At 71.0% G+C, this 21,350-nt stretch carries 17 protein-coding genes; 13 read left to right on the top strand and 4 right to left on the bottom strand.

Going from position 1 to position 21,350, the window contains the following annotated elements; genetic code table 11:
* Positions 1-2 precede the first annotated feature (2 nt).
* Entirely contained in the window at positions 3-3,740 is a 3,738-nt protein-coding gene (locus ACVBD7_RS04970) for a PAS domain S-box protein (RefSeq protein WP_458096393.1), read from the bottom strand.
* Positions 3,741-3,917: 177 nt separating this feature from the next.
* Positions 3,918-4,787 carry an SDR family NAD(P)-dependent oxidoreductase gene (locus ACVBD7_RS04965; protein WP_458096392.1) on the bottom strand — a complete coding sequence of 290 codons (870 nt, stop codon included), beginning with the start codon at positions 4,785-4,787 and terminating at the stop codon, positions 3,918-3,920.
* Positions 4,788-4,833: 46 nt separating this feature from the next.
* Here ACVBD7_RS04965 and ACVBD7_RS04960 point away from each other — a divergent pair, with 46 nt between their 5' ends.
* From ACVBD7_RS04960 to ACVBD7_RS04900, 13 genes are all read left to right on the top strand, one after another.
* Positions 4,834-5,694 carry a tetratricopeptide repeat protein gene (locus ACVBD7_RS04960; RefSeq protein WP_458096391.1) on the top strand — a complete coding sequence of 287 codons (861 nt, stop codon included), beginning with the start codon at positions 4,834-4,836 and terminating at the stop codon, positions 5,692-5,694.
* Positions 5,695-5,865: 171 nt separating this feature from the next.
* Complete coding sequence (locus ACVBD7_RS04955; RefSeq protein ID WP_458096390.1) at positions 5,866-7,071, top strand: inositol-3-phosphate synthase; 1,206 nt, start codon at positions 5,866-5,868, stop codon at positions 7,069-7,071.
* The gene (locus tag ACVBD7_RS04950; RefSeq protein WP_458096389.1) at positions 7,068-7,982 is read left to right on the top strand and encodes a hypothetical protein; all 915 of its coding nucleotides are present in this window, start codon (positions 7,068-7,070) and stop codon (positions 7,980-7,982) included. The genes ACVBD7_RS04955 and ACVBD7_RS04950 overlap by 4 nt, the downstream gene beginning before the upstream one ends.
* On the top strand, positions 7,979-9,088 hold the full coding sequence (locus tag ACVBD7_RS04945; RefSeq protein WP_458096388.1) for a class I SAM-dependent methyltransferase: 1,110 nt from the start codon (positions 7,979-7,981) through the stop codon (positions 9,086-9,088). The genes ACVBD7_RS04950 and ACVBD7_RS04945 overlap by 4 nt, the downstream gene beginning before the upstream one ends.
* On the top strand, positions 9,088-10,122 hold the full coding sequence (locus tag ACVBD7_RS04940; RefSeq protein WP_458096387.1) for a Gfo/Idh/MocA family protein: 1,035 nt from the start codon (positions 9,088-9,090) through the stop codon (positions 10,120-10,122). Before ACVBD7_RS04945 ends, ACVBD7_RS04940 begins: the two co-directional genes overlap by 1 nt.
* Positions 10,113-10,964, top strand: a complete 852-nt coding sequence (locus ACVBD7_RS04935) for an MBL fold metallo-hydrolase (protein ID WP_458096386.1) — start codon at positions 10,113-10,115, stop codon at positions 10,962-10,964. Before ACVBD7_RS04940 ends, ACVBD7_RS04935 begins: the two co-directional genes overlap by 10 nt.
* Positions 10,961-12,439 carry a YcaO-like family protein gene (locus tag ACVBD7_RS04930; protein WP_458096385.1) on the top strand — a complete coding sequence of 493 codons (1,479 nt, stop codon included), beginning with the start codon at positions 10,961-10,963 and terminating at the stop codon, positions 12,437-12,439. Before ACVBD7_RS04935 ends, ACVBD7_RS04930 begins: the two co-directional genes overlap by 4 nt.
* Positions 12,436-13,263 (top strand): sugar phosphate isomerase/epimerase family protein, encoded by an 828-nt coding sequence (locus ACVBD7_RS04925; RefSeq protein WP_458096384.1) that lies wholly within the window; start codon positions 12,436-12,438, stop codon positions 13,261-13,263. Before ACVBD7_RS04930 ends, ACVBD7_RS04925 begins: the two co-directional genes overlap by 4 nt.
* Entirely contained in the window at positions 13,260-14,498 is a 1,239-nt protein-coding gene (locus ACVBD7_RS04920; protein WP_458096383.1) for a glycosyltransferase family 4 protein, read from the top strand. The genes ACVBD7_RS04925 and ACVBD7_RS04920 overlap by 4 nt, the downstream gene beginning before the upstream one ends.
* Positions 14,498-15,235, top strand: a complete 738-nt coding sequence (locus tag ACVBD7_RS04915; RefSeq protein WP_458096382.1) for a PIG-L deacetylase family protein — start codon at positions 14,498-14,500, stop codon at positions 15,233-15,235. Before ACVBD7_RS04920 ends, ACVBD7_RS04915 begins: the two co-directional genes overlap by 1 nt.
* Positions 15,232-15,888, top strand: a complete 657-nt coding sequence (locus ACVBD7_RS04910; RefSeq protein WP_458096381.1) for a uracil-DNA glycosylase — start codon at positions 15,232-15,234, stop codon at positions 15,886-15,888. The genes ACVBD7_RS04915 and ACVBD7_RS04910 overlap by 4 nt, the downstream gene beginning before the upstream one ends.
* 108 nt (positions 15,889-15,996) lie before the next feature.
* The gene (gene mdoH / locus ACVBD7_RS04905; protein WP_458096380.1) at positions 15,997-17,610 is read left to right on the top strand and encodes a glucans biosynthesis glucosyltransferase MdoH; all 1,614 of its coding nucleotides are present in this window, start codon (positions 15,997-15,999) and stop codon (positions 17,608-17,610) included.
* A complete protein-coding gene (locus ACVBD7_RS04900; protein ID WP_458096379.1) occupies positions 17,600-18,874 on the top strand; it encodes an MFS transporter in 1,275 nt (424 codons plus the stop codon). Before mdoH ends, ACVBD7_RS04900 begins: the two co-directional genes overlap by 11 nt.
* Here ACVBD7_RS04900 and ACVBD7_RS04895 read toward each other — a convergent pair.
* Positions 18,871-20,523 (bottom strand): HWE histidine kinase domain-containing protein, encoded by a 1,653-nt coding sequence (locus tag ACVBD7_RS04895; protein ID WP_458096378.1) that lies wholly within the window; start codon positions 20,521-20,523, stop codon positions 18,871-18,873. The two genes, ACVBD7_RS04900 and ACVBD7_RS04895, sit on opposite strands and share 4 nt — an antisense overlap.
* A gap of 99 nt (positions 20,524-20,622) precedes the next feature.
* Positions 20,623-21,291 (bottom strand): FtsZ-binding protein FzlA, encoded by a 669-nt coding sequence (gene fzlA / locus ACVBD7_RS04890; RefSeq protein ID WP_458096377.1) that lies wholly within the window; start codon positions 21,289-21,291, stop codon positions 20,623-20,625.
* Positions 21,292-21,350 lie beyond the last annotated feature (59 nt).

Below are 21,350 nucleotides of genomic sequence, written 5' to 3'. Positions count from 1 at the left end.
TCTCAAGGATCGGCGATGAGTTCCCGGATGCGGCCGGCCAGGGTTTCCATGGCGAAGGGCTTGGCCATGACGTGCATGCCCGGTTCCAGCTGCCCGTTCCCGAGGGCTGCATTCTCAGCAAATCCCGTGATGAACAGCACCTTCAGCCCGGGGCGGCCGATGCGGGCGAGATCGGCCATCTGGCGGCCGTTCATGCCGCCGGGCAGGCCGACATCGGTGACCAGCAGGTCCACACGCGCGTCGGAGCGGAGGACGCCGAGGCCGGAGGCGCCATCGGCCGCCTCAATGGCGGCGTAGCCCAGCTCCTCCAGCACCTCCATCACCAGCATGCGGATCGTTGGCTCGTCATCCACGACCAGCACGGTTTCGCCCCTTCCCGCACGGGGGGCACCATTGAGGTCGGGTGCGGGCTCGGGTTCCTCGGCCGGGCCGAGATGGCGCGGGAGGTAGAGGCGCATGGTGGTGCCGCGGCCGGGGGCGGAATCGATACGGACCTGGCCGCCGGACTGGCGGACGAAGCCGTAGATCATGGAGAGACCAAGGCCCGTCCCCTGCCCCAGCGGCTTGGTGGTGAAGAAGGGGTCGAAGGCCTTCCGGATGACATCGTCCGTCATGCCCATGCCGGTGTCGGTGACGCAGACGGCGACGTACTGGCCGGGCTGCATGTCCCGCTGCCCAGCGACGCGTGCGTCGAGCACGATATTGGCGGTCTCGATGTTCAGGCGGCCACCATCGGGCATGGCGTCACGGGCATTGATGCAGAGGTTAAGGAGGGCGTTCTCGAGCTGGTTGGGATCCACCAGCGTGGGCCAGAGTTCAGGCTGCGGCATGACCGCGAGCGCGATCGAGGGGCCAACGGTACGGCGGACCAGCTCTTCCATGTCGGAGACGAGGCGGTTCACGTCGGTCGGCCGGGGGTCGAGGGTCTGCTGGCGGGAGAAGGCGAGGAGGCGGTGCGTGAGGGCGGCGGCGCGGCGGGAGGCGCCCTGGGCGGCAGAGACGTATCGGTCCACGTCCTTGTAGCGGCCCTGGGCTATGCGGGTGCTCAGCAGTTCGAGCGCGCCGATGATGCCGGTAAGGAGATTGTTGAAGTCGTGCGCCAAGCCGCCGGTGAGCTGGCCGACGGCTTCCATCTTCTGGCTCTGGCGGAGGACGTCCTCGGTCTGGCGAAGGGCGGCCTGGACTTCCTTCTCGGAGGTGACGTCGCGGCCATAGGCGTAGACGAGGTCGCCCTCGGTCGAGGTGTGCCAGGAGATCCAGCGCGGGGTGCCGTCCCGGTGCCGGTAGCGGTTCTCGAAATTGGTGAGGTCGCGGTCCGACGCCGCGTCGTCCAGCCCACCCTGGGTGAGGCCTGCATCTTCCGGCCAGATGAAGTCGAGAAAGCTGCGGCCGGCGACCTCGGCGGGGTCGTGGCCAAGGATGGCGGTCCAGGCCGGGTTGACCGCGCGGAAGATACCGTTCGCGCCGATCACGACGAGAAGGTCGCGCGAGTTGCGCCAGACGCGGTCGCGCTCGGCGGTGCGGGCAGCGACCTGCTGCTCGAGGGAGGCCGCGAGGTTGCGGAGGTCGGTCTCGGCGCGGCGGCGCTCGATGGCGGAGCGGGTGCGTTCGGCGACGTTGCGGATGAAGCCGAGCTCCGCCTCGGTCCAGGCGCGGGGAACCGCATCGGCGACGAAGAACATGGCAACGGCCCGGCCGCCCTCGACGATCGGCAGGTTGACGAGGGAGCGGGCGGAGATGGCGGCGAGGCTGTCCGCCGTCCTGGCCGTGCGGGGATCGGTGCCGCTGTCCTCGATGACCACGGTGCGGCCCCTGCGGAGGTCGTCCCCATAGGTTCCGTAGCTGCTCAGCGCGTGGCGGCCGGCGACGCTCGGGATGCCCGGCGCCGCCCAGTCCGGCTCGACCGCGAGGGTCTCGCCATCATCCATGAATGTGCCGTAGCCCGCATGGGCACAGGCGAGGGTGCGGCCGAGGATCTCGGCGGCGGCGGCGGACATCGCGGGGAGGTCCCGCATGTCACGCAGTCGGTCGTCGAGGGTTCGGAGGGCGATGCGGCGGGCCTCGGCGTCCATGCGGCCGGTGACCTCGGCGAACACGACGGCGAAGCGGTCGTCCTCCAGGGCGAAGGCGTGCCCTTCGTACCAACGGCCGAGGCCGACGACCTCGCGGGTGAAGGCAGCGGGCTCGCCGGTCTCGACGACGCGGGCCATGTCGCTGACCCAGGAGTCCTGAACGCTGGGAAGCATCGTACGGAGGGTCTGGCCGATCGCCTGTTCCGGCGGGAAGCCGACAAGCGCGCCCCAGGCCGGATTCACATCGAGGTAGCGCCAATCGGTGACGCGGCCGGTCGGGTCGCGGACCAGTTCGCCGATGATGAGGCCTTCCTGCAGGCGCTCGAACAGGCCGCGCCAATGCGCCTCGCTCCGCTGGAGCGTGTCCTCGGCGGCGCGCTCCTCGGTCACGTCCCGGGCGACGCCGACGAAGCGGACGGGGCGACCCTGGTCGTCGTATTCGAACTCCGCCCGTCGGGCGATCCAGCGCAGCTCGCCCGTATCGGCGCGGCGAATGCGGTAGCGGACATCGGTCAGGGCCTCGCCGCTGCGGCGTGTGACGGCGCGGGAGACGAGTGAGGCGTCCTCCGGGACGACCAGGCGCTCGAACTCCTCGGCGGGGCGGGTGTCGGAGGGTTCCAGCCCGTAGAGGCGGGAGAATTCGGGGGTGGCGTGGAGGATGCCGTCCTCGATGCGGACACTGAACAGGCCGACGCGGCCGGCTTCTTGCGCGCGGCGGAGACTGTCATGCGCTTCGGCGAGGGCCTCGGCCGAGCGGTGCTGCTCGGTGCGGTCCCGAAGGACCTTCACGAAGCCGACCGCGTCCCCGTCCTCGTTCCGGAGCGGCATCATGGCGCCGTTGGCCCAGAAGCGGTGGCCGTCCTTGTGGAGGTGCCAGCGCTCGTCGTTGCCGCGGCCGGTTTCCAGGGCGCGGCGCATCTCATGGCCGATGCGGCCCTCGGCCCGGTCCTCGGGAGTGAAGAAGCGCTCGGCGGTCTGGCCGAGCATCTCCGCCTCGGTCCAGCCGAGGACGCGCTCGGCGCCGGTGTTCCAGCCGGTGACGCGGCCGACGAGGTCCGTGCTGACGATGGCGTAGTCGGTCACGCTGTCGAGGGTCTGGCGCTGCAATGCGGCCGAGCGGGCCAGTTCGGCGAGCGCGCGGTCGCGTTCGGCGAGAGTGCGGCGGAGGGCGATCTGGCTGCTGACCTGGGAGGCCAGGGTGCGGAGGACGAAGCGCTGCCGCTCGTCCAGCCCGCCCTCATGCGGGTTGGTATCGATGATGCAGAGGGCACCGATCGGCAGGCCTTCGGCTTCCAGCGGCATGCCGGCGTAGAAACGGATTCCCGGGGCGCCGGTGACGAGCGGATTGGCGGAGAAGCGCGAGTCCTCAGCGGCGTCCGGGATAACCAATCCCTCGGGCTCGAGCATGGCCTGGGGACAGAAGGCGATGTCGCGCGGGATGTCGCGCACGCCGAGGCCGATCTCGGCCTTTCCCCATTGCCGGTCCTCAGCGACGAGGTGAATGGCGGCCATGGGGACACCCAGCAGGTCGGCGGCGAGGCGAACGAGGTCGTCGAAGCCCTGCTCGGGAGGGGTGTCGAGGATGCCGGTGCGGTGGAGGGCGGCGAGGCGGTCCGCCTCGGTCCAGGAGGGGCCTTTCAGCGACTGCCCCTTGGGCTCCTCAGTCACGCCTGTCAGCCCTCGCTTGGCCCCGCCCTGGCCTGTGGTGGTTCGACCGGTGCGGCCCGGGGTGGCGGGGCGGCGATGGCCGGGCGGGAGGTGCCCTATCAGGCCGCCGGCATTTGTTAAAGCCTCGTTACCGGGCTGTCGGCGCGCCGTAAGCTTTCTGGCGGAACCCGGGCCTTTTCAGCCGCCTTCGGCGAGGATGGAGGCCAGGCCCTCGCGCCAGCTCGGATAGCGCCAGGCGATGCCGAGGGCCGCCTTTGTGCGGGCGTTGGCGATACGGCGGTTCTCCGACCAGAAAGAGAGGGCCATGGGGGACATGGTGGCGCGGGCGGTGTCGAAGGGGATGGCGGGGGGCGGGGCGAGGCCGAGCAGCGCGGCGGCGCCCTCGGTGACCGTGGCGCTCTCGGCGGGTTCGTCATCGGCCAGGTGCAGGACGCGGAGGCCCGGCGGGGGCGGGTTGGCGGCGGCGGCGAGGACGGCGCGGGCGATGTCGTCCCGGTGGATGCGGCCGAAGGCGTGGCCGGGTTTGAGCGTCCGGCGCGCGGTGCCGGCACGGAGGTCGTCCAGCACGGAGCGGCCGGGGCCGTAGATGCCGGCGCAGCGCAGGAGGTCCACGGCCGCCCGATCCGCGAGGGCTTCCCATTGCTGTTCGGCGGCGCGGCGGCGGATGGAGCGGGGCTGGACGGGGGCCGGCTCCGTGGTCTCCTCCACCCAGGTGCCACCGCGGTCGCCGTAGACGCCCGTGGTGGAAAGATAGCCGACCCAGCGCAGGGGGGCGGCGCGCAAGGCATCGCCATGGGCGGCGAGGACGGGATCTCCCCCCTCCCCTTCCAGAGGTGGGGCGGTCACGGCGAGGTGGGTGGCGGCGGCCAGGGCCGGGGCGGCCTCGGCGAAGGGGAGGACGGAAACGCCTTCGGGCGGGGTGGCGCGGGCCGGGTTGCGGGCGGTGGCCGTGACGCGCCAGCCAGCGGCGGCAGCGGTGGCTGCGATCGCCTTGCCGGTGAAGCCGAGGCCGATGACGAGCAGATGCCCGGGGTGATGGCGATCCATCACGCATCCATGGCGGCTGGCGTCGCCGCCCGCTAGATTGCTCGGGATGAGAATCGTTCGGCGGACCGCGATGCTGGGCCTCGGCGCGGCCGTGCTGGCCGTGGCGCTCGTTCTGTCGTTCGGGGCGGACCGGTTGTGGGACGGTGCCGCGCCGGCAGCGCCCGTGGTCGTGCCCGAGGCGTCGGAGGAGGTGCTTCCCCTTCCGCCCGAGCCGCCGCGCGTGGCGGACAGCCCGGATTACGAGGCCTGTCTGGGCAAGCTGCGGGACGACGCCCAGGGCGCACTGGGCTTCGCCGAGGGCTGGGAGGCACGCGGTGGGGGTGACGGGGCACGGCACTGTTCGGCTCTCGCCTTGTTGGCACTGGGGGAGCCGGAGCGGGCGGCTTCGCGGCTGGAGAGCCTGGCGGGGCGGGCCATGGCGGGGGCGGCGGCAAGGGCTGCGGTCTTCGGGCAGGCCGGTCAGGCCTGGATGGTCGCCGGGCAGGCCTTGCGGGCGCATGGGGCCTTCACCCTGGCGCTGGGGCTGACGCCTTCGGACCCGGAGCTGCTGGTGGACCGGGCGATCGCGGCCGGGATGCTCGGGCGGTTCGCGGACTCCCTGGCGGATACCGACCGGGCGCTGGCGCAGGACGGGCAGCGTGCGGATGCCTGGGTGTTCCGGGCGGCGGCGCTGCGGCATCTGGACCGCGCGCAGGAGGCGCTGCGCGACATCGAGCGCGCGCTGTCGCTGGAGCCGGGAAGTCCCGAGGCCCTGCTGGAACGCGGGATCCTGCGGCAGCTGCAGGGAGATGTGAGCGGCGCACGGGCGGATTGGGAGAGCGTGGTGGCGAGCAGCCCGGACAGCGCGGCGGCGGACCTGGCGCAGCAGAACCTCGCGCTGAACGCGGCGGGGCCGGCGCGCCGGTAGCCTGGGTTCCATGACGCTTCGGCTGCGGGGCGCGGGACGGAGCTGGCGTGGCGGGCGCCGTGGCAGCCAGTTACGCCTGCGACCGCGGATCCCCAGGTGGCCACACCTTTTCGTGATTGGCAGGACGCCGAAGCCATCCATCTATCCCGGAAGGCAGAACAGGATTTTACGATGTCGCTGACGGGAACTGGGCGCAGGCTCGGCGTCGCAGTGGTTGGGCTTGGCGGTGCGGTCGCCACGACGGCTGCGGCAGGGATCGAGGTGATCCGGCGCGGCGCCAACCGGCTGGAAGGCCTGCCGCTCGCGGATGTCGTAGTGCCCGGCCTTGCGGATTATCGCGACATCACCTTCGGCGGCTGGGATCTCGACGGGTCCGATCTCGCTTCGGCGGCCAGCCATCACCGCGTGCTGAGCGATGCCCAGATTGCCGAGACGGGCGAGGCGCTTTCGGCGATCCGCCCGTGGCCGGCGGTTGGCAGCGGCGAGTTCTGCCGCGGGGTGGACGGTGCGAACAAGCACGAGGCGCCCGGTCACCGCGCGGCGATCGAGGCGATCTCGGCCGACCTGCGGCGCTTCCGCGAGACGAGCAAGGCGGATGGGATCGTGATGATCAACCTCGCCTCCACCGAGCGCACACCGGGGGATGACGAGGCGCTGAACTCCATCGATGCGTTCGAGCGGGCGCTGGACCGCGACGATCCCTCGATCGGGCCGGCGATGCTTTACGCCTATGCGGCCATCGAGAGCGGCGTGCCCTATGGCAACTTCACGCCCTCGCTAGCGGCCGATGCGCCGGCGCTGAAGCAGTTCGCGAAGCAGCGGAACGTGCCCATCGCGGGCAAGGACGGGAAGACCGGCCAGACGATGATGAAGACGGTGCTGGCGCCGGCCTTCAAGTCGCGCGCGCTGCATGTGGACGGGTGGTTCAGCACCAACATCCTGGGCAACCGGGATGGCGAGGCGCTGCGTGACCCGGGCAGCCTGCAGTCAAAGCTGGATACTAAGGGCAGCGTGCTGGACAGCATCCTCGGCTACCATGTCGAGGACCATCTCGTTGACATCCGCTACTACCGGCCGCGCGGGGACGATAAGGAGGCGTGGGACAACATCGATGTCTCCGGCTTCCTCGGCCACAAGATGCAGATCAAGGTGAACTTCCTCTGCAAGGACAGCGTGCTGGCGGCGCCGTTGGCGCTGGAGATCGCGCGCGTGCTCGACCTGGCGCAGCAGCGCGGCGACGGCGGTGTGCAGGAGCAGCTCTCGCTGTTCTTCAAGGCGCCGATGGTCGCGAATGGCCACGCGCCGGAGCATGCCTTCCACGCGCAGGAGCGTATGCTGATGGACTGGCTGGGAGCGCCTGAGGGCATCGGCCAGTGAATGACGGCGTCGTGCCGGCGGCGGTTCAGCCGCCGGCACGGCTTCTCGAGCCGTTTCGCGAGCTGGGAGAGCTGAAGCGCATCCGCTCCGCGGGGCATGAGGGGTCGATCGCGGATCGGCTGTTCGCTGCGGGTTGGGGTGCGCTGGTTGGCGGACAGGACGTGTCGGCCGTCATGCGGGCGACCACGGCGGCGGCGCTGGCCGCGACGCGGCTCGGCGACATTGATCGTGACGTGCTGGCAGCCATTGGCGTGACCGGTGGTGACGCGGATGACGTGATCGGCCGTGCGGTGGAGGAGGCCGCTGCGGAGTTGCCCGCAGAGGTCGGAGCGCTGCTGCGCGGCGGGCCGCGGCTTGCGCCCGGTGCGGTGCCCGGCTTTGTCGCGAAGCTGGCGCGGCAGCCGCGGGCGGGCGTTACCTGCCCGGGCAAGCCGCGTCTGCTGCTGGAGCCGCCGGAGAACCATGCCGAGCACTGCGTGATGGTGGCGGTGTATGGCGTGGTGCTGGCGCCGATTTACGGGGCGCGGGCGGAGACGGTGTTTCTCGCCTCAATGGCGCATCATCTGCACAATGCGGTTATTCCGGATTCCGGGTTCGCGGGTGAGGTGTTGCTCGGGGCTCATCTCGAGCCGGGCTTTGCGCGGGCGACGGAGATGGGGCTGGCGGAGTTGCCCCCTGCCCTCGCCGAACTGGTGCGCGACGCGCGGGCGGTCCTGCCGGATGCGGAGACAGCGGAGGGGCGGGCATTCCATGCGGCTGATACGCTCGACCGTGTTCTTCAGATCGAGCAGCATCTGCGGGCCGGGCGGGCGAGCATGGCCTATGTGCTGGACGACATGGCGCTGGTGCATGAGGGGCCGGTGAAGGGCTTCCAGGATCGGCTGCTTGCGGCCGTAGGGCTGGCTGCGTGACGCCGGACGGGCCGCATGCGGTGCGGGACGCGGCGGGGCGGCGCTGGCCCGTGATCGACGGCATTGCCTTTGCGCGGGCATCGCGGCCTGAACTGGCCGATGAGGCGCTTGGGCGGCTGGATCACGGTGACCGGGAGGGGGCGCTTGTCGCGCTGCTCGCGGATCAGGACGACTGGTGGCGGGGGCCGGTGGCGGATGAGTCTGCGCTGCGCGCGCTGGTTCGCAACCGTGAACAGCTGACGTTGCGCGAGGCGATGGCGCATCTGGCCTGGGGCCCGGTGGGCGACTACTTCGCGCATCGCTGGAGCGATCCGACCTTTCTCGCGGGGCTTGCGCTGATGGAGGCGCATTGGACGGCGCCGGCGCGGGCTTTCGAGCTGGCCTGCGGGATCGGGCAGTATCTTCGGGCACTGTCTCAGCGGGGCGTGGCCGTGGCGGGTGCGGATGTTGTCTTTGCCAAGCTTTGGGTCGCGCGGCACTGGGTGGCGCCGGAGGCGGAGCTGCTGTGCCTGGATGCCGCCGTGATGCCGTGGCCGGTGGATAAGGGGCGGCGCTTCGATCTCGTGGCGTGCCATGATGCCTTCTACTTTCTTGAGCCGAAGAGCGAGATCCTGGCGCGGCTTCGCGGGCTGGCGGGTGACGACGGGTGGCTGGCCATCGGGCATGTGCACAACCGGGAATGGCCCAATCTTTCGGCGGGATCGGCGGTGACGGCGGAGGAGATCGCGGCGCTGTTTCCGGACGGCACTGTCTATGACGATGCGGAGTTGACGCGTGCGGCGGTGGAGCGGCGGGCCCCCTGCCCTGCCGCGCCCGACGCGCTTCGCGGGGCGGAGGCGTTTTCCGTGGTTGCGGGGCCCGGGCTCGTGCCGGGGCGGGCGGTGACGGGTGCGCTGGCGTTGCCGCCGGACGGTGCGGCGCTGCGTCGGAACCCACTGTACCAGGGCGATCGGATTGCCTGGCCTTCGGAGCGCTACCAACGCGAGTACGGGCCGCGGGCGACCTATCCGGCCTCTCCGACGGGGCCGGAGCGCGCGCGGGCGGGCGCTGCGACCGCGGAGTTGGCGATGCGGCGAGAGTTGCTCGACCTGCCGGAGCGCTGGTGATGCCGGAGGCGCCGTTGGCCGCGCGCAGCATCGGCTGGGGTATCGTGGGCTATGGGTGGGTGGCGCGCGATTACGCGGCGCCGGCCATTCTGGCGGCGGGGCATGCCGTGCGCGCGGTGTGCGATCCGATGGAGGCGGCGCGGGAGGCGGCGGGGGCCGCGCATGCCGGTGCGGCGCTGCACGCTGATGTGGCGGCGATGCTGGCCGAGCCGGATGTGGAGGCGGTGTATATCGCCACCCCGAATCATCTGCACCGGGTTGCGGTGGAGGCGGCGGCGGCGGCGGGCAAGCCGGTGCTATGCGAGAAGCCGATGGCCGCGACGCTGGCTGATGCGGAGGCCATGGCGGCGGCGGCCGCGCGCGGCGGGATTCTGCTCGGGACGGCCTTCGACCAGCGCCATCACCCCGCGCATGGGGCTATTCGTGACGCGGTCGCCGGCGGGCTGATCGGGACGCCGACGGTCATTCGCATTGCCTATGCATGCTGGCTGGGGCCGGATTGGAGCGTGACGGGCGAGGGCGACAACTGGCGGGCGGATCCGGCGCGGGCCGGTGGCGGTGCGCTGATGGATCTGGCGCCGCATGGGATCGACCTGGCGGAGTATCTGCTGGGGGAACCGATCGAGAGCATCGCGGCACTGACGCAGCGGCGGGTGCAGCCCTATCCGGTGGATGACGGCGCGCTGCTGATCGGGCGGACGGCGGGCGGCGTGCTGGTGCAGCTTCATGTTGCGTACAACTGCCCGGATGCCCTGCCGCGGCGGCGGCTGGAGGTGCTGGGGTCGACGGGGCAGATCCTGGCGGAGGATACGATGGGGCAGGATGCCGGGGGGCGCGTGACGCACACGGATGCGTCGGGGCGCGCGGTGCCGCTGGAGGTGCCGGATGCGGCGGCCTCGCCCTTCGCGCGGCAGATGGCGGCGTTCGCGCGGGCGGTTGCGACGGGCGACCGCACCACCTTCGATGCGGCACGGGACCTGCACACGATGCGGTTGCTGCACCGCGCCTATGCGGAGGACCCGGTATGCCGTTGATCCCCTGGGCCTGCGCGAATTGCGGCTTCTGGCAGAAGCATTTCGAGCCGCGGTCTTGTCCGGTCTGCGACGATACGCGCAACGACCTGCCGCATGACGGCTGGCAATTCCTTCGGGAGGAGGAAGTGGCCGCGCGCGTGACGGGCTCGTGGCGACGGCTGGACCGCGACATGGTCGCCTTCAGCACGGCGCCCCCGTTCGGGCTGAACGGGACCGGGTGGCTTCTGCTTCACGAGGACGGGAATACGGCCTTCGAGGCGGCACCCTACTACACGCCGGAGATGCTGGAGGAGATCCGGCGGTTGGGGGGCATCCGGTATCTCGCGGCCTCGCACTGCCATGGCTATGGCGCGCTGTGGCAGCTGCAGGACGTGTTCCAGCCGGAGGTGATGGCCATCCAGAAGGACGACCTTCGGATGACGAAGGCCTTCCGGGTGACCTGGCCTTATGACGACGCGCTGGAGCTGCGGCCGGGCCAGGTGCTGATGCATGTGGGCGGGCATTACGAGGGGCAGGCGGTGCTGCACGATCAGACGCGCAACACGCTGTTCTGCGGCGATGCCTTCAAGGTGGACCAGGCGCCCGATGGCGAGAACCTGGCGGTGTCCACGCACAAGGCGTTCCACAAGGACATTCCGCTGTCGCCCAACGAGGTGCGGAAGTATCGCGAGGTCGTTGCCTCTGTCGAATTCGACACGGTCTGCACGCCCTTCGAGCATGCGCGCGGGATCACCCGCGACATGGCCCTGGCCGTTCTGGACGATCAGCTGCGTGGGCCGCCCGGCGTGCGCCACATCCCCATCGAAGAGCTCCGCCAGCGTGCGGAGAGGAGCACCTCATGAGCGATGACCTGCGCGCCGTGGCTGACGCCTTCCGGGGCAGCATGCCAGAGGGGGCGCATATCTCGGTCTTCCGGATCGATCATCTGGATCGGACGGGGGTGCCGGTGGTGCAGGCCAACCTCATCCTCGAGAACGAGCCGGCGACGACCGGCTATGGCTACGGCTTCACCGAGGTTGAGGCCGAGGTCGGGGCGCTGGGAGAGCTTTGCGAGGAGGTGCATTGCGGGGCGCATGTCGCGCGCGCGGAGCGGGTGACCGGATCCTATGCGGAACTGTCGCGCGAGCGGGCGGTGGTGGATCCGCTGACGCTGTGCCTTTCGGCAGGGTCTGACTACACGCCGGAGATGGAGCTGCCCTGGATCGAGGCGCGGCGCTGGCCCTCGGGCGAGCCGGTGCTGGTGCCGCGGGAGTGGGTGGCGGCCTATCCCTATCAGCTTGGCGAGGCGCCGCGGCTGATCACGCCGATCACCAACGGCCTGGGTGCGGGGTTCGACCTGGAGCACGCGATCGCGCATGGCATCATGGAAGCACTGCAGCGGGACGGGAATGTCGTGTCCTATCGCGCGCTCGACCAGGGCGCAGTCGTCGATCTGGACGCGGTGCCGGACGCGGAGGTGAGCGGGCTTCTGGAGCGGCTGCGCTCGCTCGGGATCGGGGTGACGGCAAAGCTGGCGGCCGCGGATTTCGGCATGGCCAACCTGTATGTGGTCGGGGACGATCGCGGGGAGCCGGTGGCGCCGGTGCAGGTGACGGCCTGCGGCGAGGCAGTCTCGCCGGACCGGAACCGGACCTTGCGCAAGGCGCTCCTCGAATTCTGTGGGTCTCGCGCCCGCAAGGCGGCGACGCACGGGCCGATTCCGATGCTGCGGGAGGCGCTGCCGCTGGACTATGTCGAGCGGCAAATGCGAGTGGCGATGCTCGACGAGGAGGAGCCGCGCGCCATGGACGCCATGGTGGAGTGGATGGAGCAGGATGCGGCCGGGCTGCGGTCGCGGCTGGCGGGCAGCGTGTTCTCCGCCCGCAGTCATCGGCCCTTTTCCTCACTGCCGACCGTGCCGGCTTCGGCTGTGGTGAAATCGGAGGATCGGCTGGCGCTGCTGGTCGAGCGGCTCGGGGCGGAGGGGCTGGAGGTGCTCTATGTCGACTGCTCCAAGCCGGGCGACGTGGTGCGGGTGGTGAAGGTGATCGTGCCCGGGCTCGAGAGCGAGACGATGAGCTATCACCGCATCGGCTGGCGCGGGGTGCGGCGTCTGCGGGAGCGCGGCGATGCGCTGGTGGTCGATGCGCCGCGGGAGGGTGCGCGGCGGGTGCTGCTGCGGCCGGAGGATGAGGCAAAGGCGGGCGGGCCGGCCTGGTTCGATGCGGCGCTGGCGGATCGCATCGTGGGGTCGCTGTATCCGATGTACCGGGAGACCGGGACCTTCTCGGCGCAGATGGTGCTGGCGAAGCGTCGTGCGGAAGCGGTGCCGGCATGAGCCTGCGATACGCCTACAACACGAACGGCGCGGCCAATCACCGGCTGGCGGATGCGGTCGCGATCATCGCGGATGCCGGATATGACGGCGTGGCGCTGACGCTGGATCACCATCACCTCGATCCGATGGAGGAGGGCTGGGAGCGGCGGGCGGAGGCGCTGGCGCGCGATCTTTCGGCGCGCGGGCTGGGCTGCGTGATCGAGACAGGGGCGCGGTACCTGCTCGATCCTCGGGCGAAGCATGAGCCGACGCTGCTGACGGCGAGCGCGGAGGGACGCGACCGGCGGGTGGCGTTTCTCAATCGCGCGACCGACATCGGGGCCATTCTCGGGGCGGAGGCGGTTTCCTTCTGGGCGGGCGTGCCGCGGCCGGGGGTGGAGCACGGGCAGGCGCGGGTGTGGCTGCGCGAGGGCGTGGAGCGCGTGCTGGAGCACGCATCGTTGCGCGGGGTGACGGCGGCGCTGGAGCCGGAGCCGGGGATGCTGGTGGAGACGGTGGATGACTGGTCCGCGCTCGACCTCCCCGGGCTGACGCTGGCGCTGGACCTCGGGCACCTGCTGGTCACGCAGGAGCGGGAGCCGGCCGCAGCGGTGCGGGAGTTCGCGACGCGCCTCGGGACGGTGGCGATCGAGGACATGGCGCGCGGGAGCCATATCCACCTGCCCTTCGGTGAGGGCGACATGGATATTCCGGGTTGCCTGGACGCGCTGGAAGAGATCGGGTTCTCGCGGCTTGTCTGCGTGGAGCTTTCCCGCGAGAGCCACCGGGCGGACACGATGATCCCGCAGTCGCTGCACTGGCTGCGCGGTTGCCGCGCGGCATGAGGGTTCTGTTCCTCTCGCGGCGCTTTTTCCCGGCCATCAGCGGGATGAGCGTCTATGCGGTGAACCTGCTGCGCCAGCTCGTCGCAGCCGGGCATGACGTGACGATGGTGAGCCAGTATCGCGGCGATGCGGCAGGGACGCGCGTCTATGGCGGCGGGCCGCCGCCGGAGGTGCCGGGGGTGCGGGTGATCGGGCGGCGATCGCTCGGCGAGGAGGCGTTTGCAGAGCCAGGTGGCGCGGATTTCGAGCGCGACGTGGATGACATGGTGGAGACCATCCTCGCGGAGCACGCGCGCAAGCCCTTCGACGTGCTGCACGCGCAGTACGGTTACCCGAATGGCTGGGCGGTGCTGCTTGCGGCACAGCGGATCGGGGTGCCGACGGTGGTGTCCATCCAGGGCGGGGACGGGCACTGGGTGGGGTCGTGCTGCGAGACGCACCGGCAGGCGATGCTGCGGGTGCTGGGCCATGCGGACCGGCTGCTGATCGGCTGCGACAGCTTTGCCGAGGAGGTAGTGGAGCGGCTGGGGGTTCCGCGCGAGCGGTTCACCATCGTGCCGGGGGCGGTGGAGGTGGACCGGTTCCATCCCGCGCCGGGGCGGGCACCGGGCGAGGCGGATGATCCGGTGCGGCTGTTCTATCACGGGCGGGTTGACCGTCGGAAAGGAGCGCTCGACTTCCTCGATGCGCTGGCGATGCTGCGTGAGCAGGGCGTGCGGTTTGCGGCCACCATTTCCGGGATTGGGCCGGATCTGGATGCCTGCGTTGAGCGCGATGGCGAGCTGGGCCTGGGAACGCGGTTTTCCGGTTATGCGGATTACGATGCAGCGCCGGCGCTCTATCGGGAGCAGGACGTCTTCGTTTCGCCGACCTATGCCGAAGGGTTCTCGAACACGGTGCTGGAGGCGATGGCGAGCGGGCTTGCCTCGGTGTCCTGCGATGCAGTGGGCGTGCGGGACTGCCTGCGGCATGGGGAGAACGGACTTCTGTCGCAGCCCGGCGACGTTGCGGCGCTGGCGGAGAACCTGCGGCGGATCGTGACGGATGCGCCGCTACGGGCGCGGCTGGCGCGCAACGCGTTGGAGGAGTGCCGGCGGACCTATTCCTGGGAGGCGGTCGGGCGGCAGATCATGGGGATCTACGAGGAGGTGCGGGGCACGGCGCCGGATGTGGCCTTCGATCCCGTGCTGCCGGTGGCGGAATGCCGGTTTCGCGCGGCGCCGCATCTGCTCTGATGCCTGTCGCGCTCGCTCTCTCGCCGCATCTGGACGACGCCGCTTTTTCGGCAGGCGGGATGCTGGCGCGGCTGGCGGCCGAGAGTTGGGATGTGGTGGTGGCGACGCTGTTCACCGCCACTGTGCCGGACCCGAAGGGTTTTGCGCTGGCCTGCCAGACCGACAAAGGGCTGCCACCGGAAGCGGACTACATGGCAATCCGGCGGGCGGAGGACATCGCAGCCTGCGCCGCGCTCGGGGCGCGGGCGGTTCATCTGCCGCTGCGCGAGGCGCCGCATCGCGGGTATCACAATGCGCCCGCCCTGTTCGGGGCGCCGCGGTCGGACGACATGGCGCATCTGGACGCGCATGACGCGATCGCGCCGCTGCTGCGGGAATTCGAGCCGGCGCTTCTGCTCGCGCCACAGGCGATCGGCGGGCATGTGGACCATGTGCTGACGGTGCGGGCGGTGCAGATGCTCGACCCCCGCGTGCCCATCCTCTGGTGGCAGGACTTTCCTTACACCAATCGTGCGGACACGCCGCGCCGGCCCTTCGAGGCAATGTTCACGCGGCTTCCGGAGATTTCGTTGCCCACCGATCCTGGCGCGAAGCACGCCGCCTGCGCCTCCTATGCCACCCAGCTCGGCTATCAATTCGGTGGGGCGGAGGGGCTGGCTCGGGCCTTGGCGGAGACGGGTGGACAGGAGTTCGCGCGGGCCCAAGGCGAGGCGCCGGCGCTGGCGAGGGCGGCGTGAAGGCGCCGGGGCCCTATGCGGGCGCGCTGTCGGATCCGGCTGAGGTTGCCGCGCGTCACGCCCTGCTGCGGGATGCGCGGCATACGGCACCGATCAGTGCGCTGGCGGCGCGCATACGGGTGGCAACCGGGCGGCCGGTGCCGGAGCCGGACCCGTTGGACGGCGGGGTGAACGCGCGGCTGCTGCTGCTGCTCGAGACGCCGGGGCCGCGGGTGTCGCATGAGGATGCCATCGTTTCGCGCGACAAGCCGGGGGGGACCGGGGCCAATCTCCGCCGCTTCCTGGGTGCGGCGGGGCTAGCACGGCGGGAGACGCTGATCTGGAACGCGGTGCCTTGGATCATCCATGCGCCAGGGGCAACGAACCGGGCACCGCGGATGACGGAGCTGCGTGCGGGGCTGGCCTGGGTACCGCCGCTGCTGGAGTTGTTGCCGGCGCTGTGCGTGGCGGTGCTTGCGGGGCGGTTTGCGGCAGCGGCGGAGCCGGTGCTGCGCACGGCGCGGCCGGGGTTGCCTGTGCTGGCGATGCCGCATCCCAGCCCGACCTATGTGTGCACCAGCCCGGATGTGCCGGCGCGGATCATGGCAACGCTGGAGGCTGCCGCGGGCGTGTTGCGCGCGGCGCCAGTTTCACGCGCGGTGGTGGCGGGATGACGGCGGTGCATGACGGCCTGGACAGGATCGTCGGCGGAGCGCTGGCCTGGGAGGGGCGGATAGCCGGGCCGCCGGCGCTTTCTCCCACGCTGGCGTGAGGGATCGCGGGTGAGCGCGTGCCAGGAGGCGGCGCTTCGCAATGCGCGGGGCCGGCGGCGGGTTGCCTTCGCGGCACTGGCGCTGCTGGTGGCAGCTGTTCTGATCGGGCTGGCGGTGCGGGTGCTGGCGCCGGGCGGGTGGTCGGTTTGGGAGGTGCTGCTTCTCGTGTGCCTGCTGGCCAATACGCCCTGGATTGCACTTGCGGCGGCGACGGGGCTGGTCGGGCTCGCCGTGCGGCTGCGGAGTGGGGGGGCAGCCGCCGAAGCGGAAACGCCGGTTGCGCTGCGCGCCGTCATTGCCGTTTGCGTGCGGGACGAGGAGATGGGGGCGGTGCTGGAGCCGCTCGCGCGCTTGATGGACGGGCTGGCGCCCTGGGGGGACCGCTTCGCGCTCGCCATCCTGTCGGACACGGGCGATGCGGCGCGCGGTGCGGCGGAGGAGGCTGCGGTGTCGGCTTTCGCGGCCGGGCGCGCGCCGGGATCGGTGCTGTATCGGCGGCGCGCGGTGAATGCGGGCTACAAGGCCGGGAATGTGATGGAGTTCCTCGATCACCATGCGGCAGGGTTCGCGCTGCTGGTGCTGCTGGATGCGGATTCCGAGATGACGCCTGAGGCGGTGCTGCGCCTGGTGCGGGCGATGCAGGCGGCGCCGCGGCTGGGCATTCTGCAATCACCCATCGCCGGGCGCGACGCGGCCGCGCCCTTCGGGCGGCTGTTCAATGCCGGGCACCGCGCGGGCGGGCAGACCTGGACGCTTGGGCAGGGCTGGTGGCAGGGCGATGAGGGGCCGTTCTGGGGGCATAACGCGGCGATCCGCATCGAGGCGTTCCGCCGCCATTGCCGGCTGGATGCGCTACCGGATGGCTCGCACATTCTCTCGCACGACCATGTGGAGGCGGCGCGGCTTCACGCGGCGGGCTGGGGGGTGCGGGTTCTGCCGGATCTGCGCGAGGGCGCGGGCGGATCCTTCGAGTCTGCGCCGCCGAACCTGCTCGCCTTCCTGGCGCGGGACAGGCGCTGGGCGGCGGGGAACATGCAGTACCGGCACCTTCTGCGCGACCGCTCGCTGAGCAGTGTGGGACGCTTCCAGATGGTGCAGGCGATCCTGCACTACCTGCTGGCGCCGCTCTGGTTCGCCATGCTGCCGCTCGCGGCGCTGAATGCCGCACTGGATGCGGAGGGGACGCCGCGCGGGGCGCTGGTGGTGCTTCTGCTGCTGGGCTACGCGGCGCTGCACATGCCGCGGCTGGCGGGGCATGTCGCCGCGCTGCTGCGGGCGGCTCCGGGCACGCGTGGGGCCTATCTGTGGCTTGCGGTGCGGGAGAGCACCTTCCTGCTGCTGTTCGACCCGATCATCGCCTTTCACAACACGGCGGTGGTGCTGTCCCACGCCTTCGGCCGGTCGGGCGGGGGTTGGCCGGTGCAGCAGCGGGAGGAGCGTCGGGTGCCCTGGGCGGAGGCGGCGCGATTCCTGTGGCCGCACACTCTGGCGGGGCTGCTGGTGCTGGGGCCACTTGTCGCGTCCGGCTCGGGCTTTGCGCTGCTGCTCGGGATGCCGGTCGTGGCGGGATTGGTGCTAGCGGTGCCGTTCTGCGTTCTGACGGCAGCGCCGGATGGGGGGTGAACCCTCGGGCGGGCCGCTCATCGCGCAAGCCGGGTGGCGGTACGCGCTGATCTTCGCACTCTATGCGCAGCAGGGACTGGTCGCGGGTTTCGCGCTGACGGCGGTGCCGAACCACTTCGCGGCGCTCGGGGCCTCGGCGCAGGCGATCGGGGCGCATGTTGCGATGGTGGGGCTGCCCTGGATCCTGCAGCCGCTCTGGGGGCCGGTGGTGGACCGGTTCGGCGGCTTCGCCATGGGGCGGCGTCGGGCCTGGGTGGTGGGGGCGCTGGTGGCCTCGCTGCTGACGCTGGCCCGGCTGCTTCTGGTGGAGGATGGCGGGCTGGCGGTGCTGCCGGCGATCAGCGCGGTATTCCTGGTGCAGAGCGCCTTTGCGGCGCTCACCGATACGGCAACGGACGGCATGATCATCGACCACACGCCGGCGGCGCAGCTCGGAAAGGCCAATGCGCTCACCCGCATGGGGTTCGTCGGTGGTGGGGCCATAGGGGCGGCGCTGTTCGCCTGGATGCTGCCCGCGCTGGGACTGCACGCCTCTACCCTTGTGCTGATCGGGACGGGTACGGCCGTGCTGGGATTGCAGCTGCTGGTCCGGGAGGGCGCGGGGGATGCGGTGCTTTCGCTGCGCCGCTCGGCGGCGCGGCTGGCGGCGCAGGCCGGGTTTCCCGAGCTGCTTCGGCACTTGTTCGACGGCCTGCGCGGTGGTGGGACGCTGCTCCTTCTCGGCTTCTGCTTTGCCACCGACTTCGCCTCGGCGCTGTTCCGGCTGCCACTTGGGGTGGAGCTGATCCAGGGGCGCGGCTGGGAAGCGGAGGAGTTGTCGCAACTTCAGGCGCTGATGGGGCTGGGCACAGGGACCGTGGGGGCGCTGCTGATCGGGTGGTGGACGGATCGGGCAGGGCCGGGCACGGCGCTGGGCGTGCTGCTGGGGCTGTGCGGCACGGCGTATATTGCCTCGGGTGCCGTGCTGATGGTTCCTGACCCGGGCTGGGCGGCAGTGGCAGGGCCGATCGCGCTCGGGCTCTCCACCGTGCTCCCTGCCCTTCTGTTCGTGGCGCTGGCGCCGGCGGTGATGCGGGCGAGTCTTGGGCCGAGTGCCGCGACGCGTTTCGCGCTGTTCATGGCCACGCTGAACATGGGCGACGTGTCGGGGTCGGCGCTGGCGGGGGATGCGGCGGCGCTGCTCGGCCTTCCTGCGATCGGCCTGCTCGCGGGCGGGCTGTTCCTGGTTTTCGTGCTGTTCCGGCGGCGGCTGGCGGGCGGTTAGAGGACGTCCTCGGCGGCCGTAGCGGCCACGGGCCGGAGCGGGAGGGCGATGGCGCAGACCAGGCCCGTGGGAAGCCAGGACATGGAGACGCTGCCGCCGAGCTGGCTGCGAAGGGTACCGTTCAGCACGCGGGAGCCGAAACCGTGGCGGGTGGGCGGGCCCTCGGGCGGGGGGCCACCGGTTTCCGACCAGCGAAGCTCCAGCGTGTCCACCGGGCCGCGCCGCACCTCCCATTCCACCGCGACCTGGCCTGTGGAGGCGGACAGGGCGCCGTGCTTGGTGGCGTTGGTGGCAAGTTCATGGATGGCCATGGAAAGGGGCTGGGTGGCCTCGGCGGGGAGGATGAGGCGAGGTCCAGTGAGAGTGACCTGCGGGCCGGAGCCCTTGCGGTCCAGGAAGGCGGTGAGCTCGCCGCGGAGCAGGCTCAGGAGATCGGCGCCGGACCAGCGGTCGGCGGCCAGCAGCATCTGGGCGCGAGCGAGGGCTGCCACCCGGCCCTCAATCGCGCGGACGAAGCCGGGCACGTCCTCGGCCCGGGTCAGGCGGAGCGCAGCCTGCACCACGGCGAGCATGTTCTTGGCCCGGTGGTCCACCTCGCGGGTCAGCAGGGCCTGCCGCTCGGTGGCGCGCTTCTCCTCGTCCACATCCACGATCACGGCGAGCGCCGCGGCGACCTGGCCGTCCTCCGCGCGGACGGGGATGCCGCTGACGCGGCGCCAGCGGTCGCCATCCGGCCCGCCCGCGTGCAGGAAGTCCATGTTGAGGGCGAGCTCGCCGCGGAGTGCGCGCGCGGCGGGATAGTCCATGGGCGGGACGGGCCCGCCATCCTCGGTGGTGGCCTGCCAGGTGCCGTGCGAGGGGCGGTCCGCGGAGGGGACCAGCGGGCCGGGCAGCAGGCGCCGGAACTCCGGATTGGCGACGAGGATCTGGCCGGATGGTCCGATCAGCCCGGCGCCCACCGGGAGGTGCTGGACGACCGTTTCCATCGCATGGGCCTGGCGCAGCGCCTCCTGGGCCCGCTCACGCTCGGCGGCGGCTGCCTCGAGCTCGCGCGTGCGGTCGGCGACCCGACGTTCCAGATCCCGGTTGACGTCCCGGACCTCGGCAAGGACCCGCAGGCGGTCCACGGCCGCCGCGAGCAGGTTGGCGTAGCTGCGGAGGAAGCTGAGGTCGTTCTCGGTGAACTGGCGGGGCTCACGGCTGTCCACCTGCAGGATGCCGTAATGCGGCCTATCACGGCCACCGATGATGAGGACGTTGGCGATGGCGCGGACGCCGTTCTCCTTCAGGAAATCCGGATAGTGGAAGCGGGTTTCCTGATCGATGTCGGGGGAGATAACGGGCTCGCCCGTCTTGAGGGCGTGGCCTTCGGAGGATTCGTCCTGGAGGGGGATGCGGATCTGTCCGACGACGCCGGGCTTCCAGCCGATCCCGGCGCGCACGAGGAGGGTGCGGCGGTCGTCCTGCACCTCCACGACCTTCGCCAGGTTGGTGCCGAGCGCCTCGGCGACGAGCCGGCAGGCCTCGGTGAGGATCTCGTCCGTGTCCTCGGATTTGAGGGCCAGCTCGCCGAATCTGGCGAGCGCGGTCTGTTGCCGCAGAAGGGCCTCATGCTCTCCCGGCTGACCGGCCGGACCACCACCACTCAACGTCGCTCTCCCGAATTCCAGCCGCCTAACGTCGGTCGCGCCGTCGCGCTTCCAAGGGGGGCGGAGAGACAGGATGCCTGGTGTGGCTCCCGGGCCCGTTCAGAAGTCGAGGTCGGCGTAGTGCCCGGGCGGGGTAAGGCCGCTGACGCGGTCGGCCAGAAGGGGACGGAAGGACGGGCGGGACTTCACGCGGGCGTACCAGTCCTTCACCGCGTCGTTCAGGGCCCAATTCACGTCGCCGATATAGTCCAGGCAGGAGAGATGGGCGGCGGCGGCCAGGTCGGCCAGTGAGATCTGGCTGCCGGCGAGCCAGGCGCGGGTTTCGGCGAGCCAGCCGATATACTCGATATGCGGCTTGAGATTGGCGTAGCCGGCGCGCAGCGCCCCGGCATCGGGGTTGCCGCGGCCAAGGGTGCGCTTCAGCTGCTTCTCGTAATAGAGGTTGCGCGTCACCTCGCGCTCGAACTTGTCGTCGAACCAAGCGACGAGGCGCCGGACCTCGGCGCGCTCAGCATGCGTGCGGCCGAGCAGCGGCATGTCGGGATAGGCTTCGTCGAGATACTCGCAGATGGCGTAGCTGTCGGCGATGATGAGGCCGTTCTCCTCCTCCAGCACGGGGACGGTGCCGGCGGGGTTCATGGCCAGGAACTCCTCGCGCCGTTCCCAGATGCGCTCGGCGCGCAGCTCGGCGGGGATGCGCTTCTCGTTCAGGGCGAGGCGCACCTTGCGGCAGGCAGGGGAGAGCGGGAGGTGGTGGAGGATGCGCACGATGAGGCGTGTCTGCCACCAGCCCGCGGTGGGAGCAAGGTAGAAGGCGTGCGAAGGAC

The organism is Roseomonas sp. WA12, from assembly GCF_054165765.1.
The sequence above is the reverse complement of the archived record's forward strand: the minus strand, read 5'-3'. Positions and strand labels throughout refer to the sequence as shown.

Excerpts from the sequence above, each read along its gene's own strand:
- ACVBD7_RS04965 (WP_458096392.1), bottom strand. The coding sequence starts at position 4,787 with ATGGATCGCCATCACCCCGGGCATCTGCTCGTCATCGGCCTCGGCTTC.
- ACVBD7_RS04960 (WP_458096391.1), top strand. The coding sequence starts at position 4,834 with ATGAGAATCGTTCGGCGGACCGCGATGCTGGGCCTCGGCGCGGCCGTG.
- ACVBD7_RS04955 (WP_458096390.1), top strand. The coding sequence starts at position 5,866 with ATGTCGCTGACGGGAACTGGGCGCAGGCTCGGCGTCGCAGTGGTTGGG.
- ACVBD7_RS04940 (WP_458096387.1), top strand. The coding sequence starts at position 9,088 with ATGCCGGAGGCGCCGTTGGCCGCGCGCAGCATCGGCTGGGGTATCGTG.
- ACVBD7_RS04935 (WP_458096386.1), top strand. The coding sequence starts at position 10,113 with ATGCCGTTGATCCCCTGGGCCTGCGCGAATTGCGGCTTCTGGCAGAAG.
- ACVBD7_RS04930 (WP_458096385.1), top strand. The coding sequence starts at position 10,961 with ATGAGCGATGACCTGCGCGCCGTGGCTGACGCCTTCCGGGGCAGCATG.
- ACVBD7_RS04925 (WP_458096384.1), top strand. The coding sequence starts at position 12,436 with ATGAGCCTGCGATACGCCTACAACACGAACGGCGCGGCCAATCACCGG.
- ACVBD7_RS04920 (WP_458096383.1), top strand. The coding sequence starts at position 13,260 with ATGAGGGTTCTGTTCCTCTCGCGGCGCTTTTTCCCGGCCATCAGCGGG.
- ACVBD7_RS04915 (WP_458096382.1), top strand. The coding sequence starts at position 14,498 with ATGCCTGTCGCGCTCGCTCTCTCGCCGCATCTGGACGACGCCGCTTTT.
- ACVBD7_RS04900 (WP_458096379.1), top strand. The coding sequence starts at position 17,600 with ATGGGGGGTGAACCCTCGGGCGGGCCGCTCATCGCGCAAGCCGGGTGG.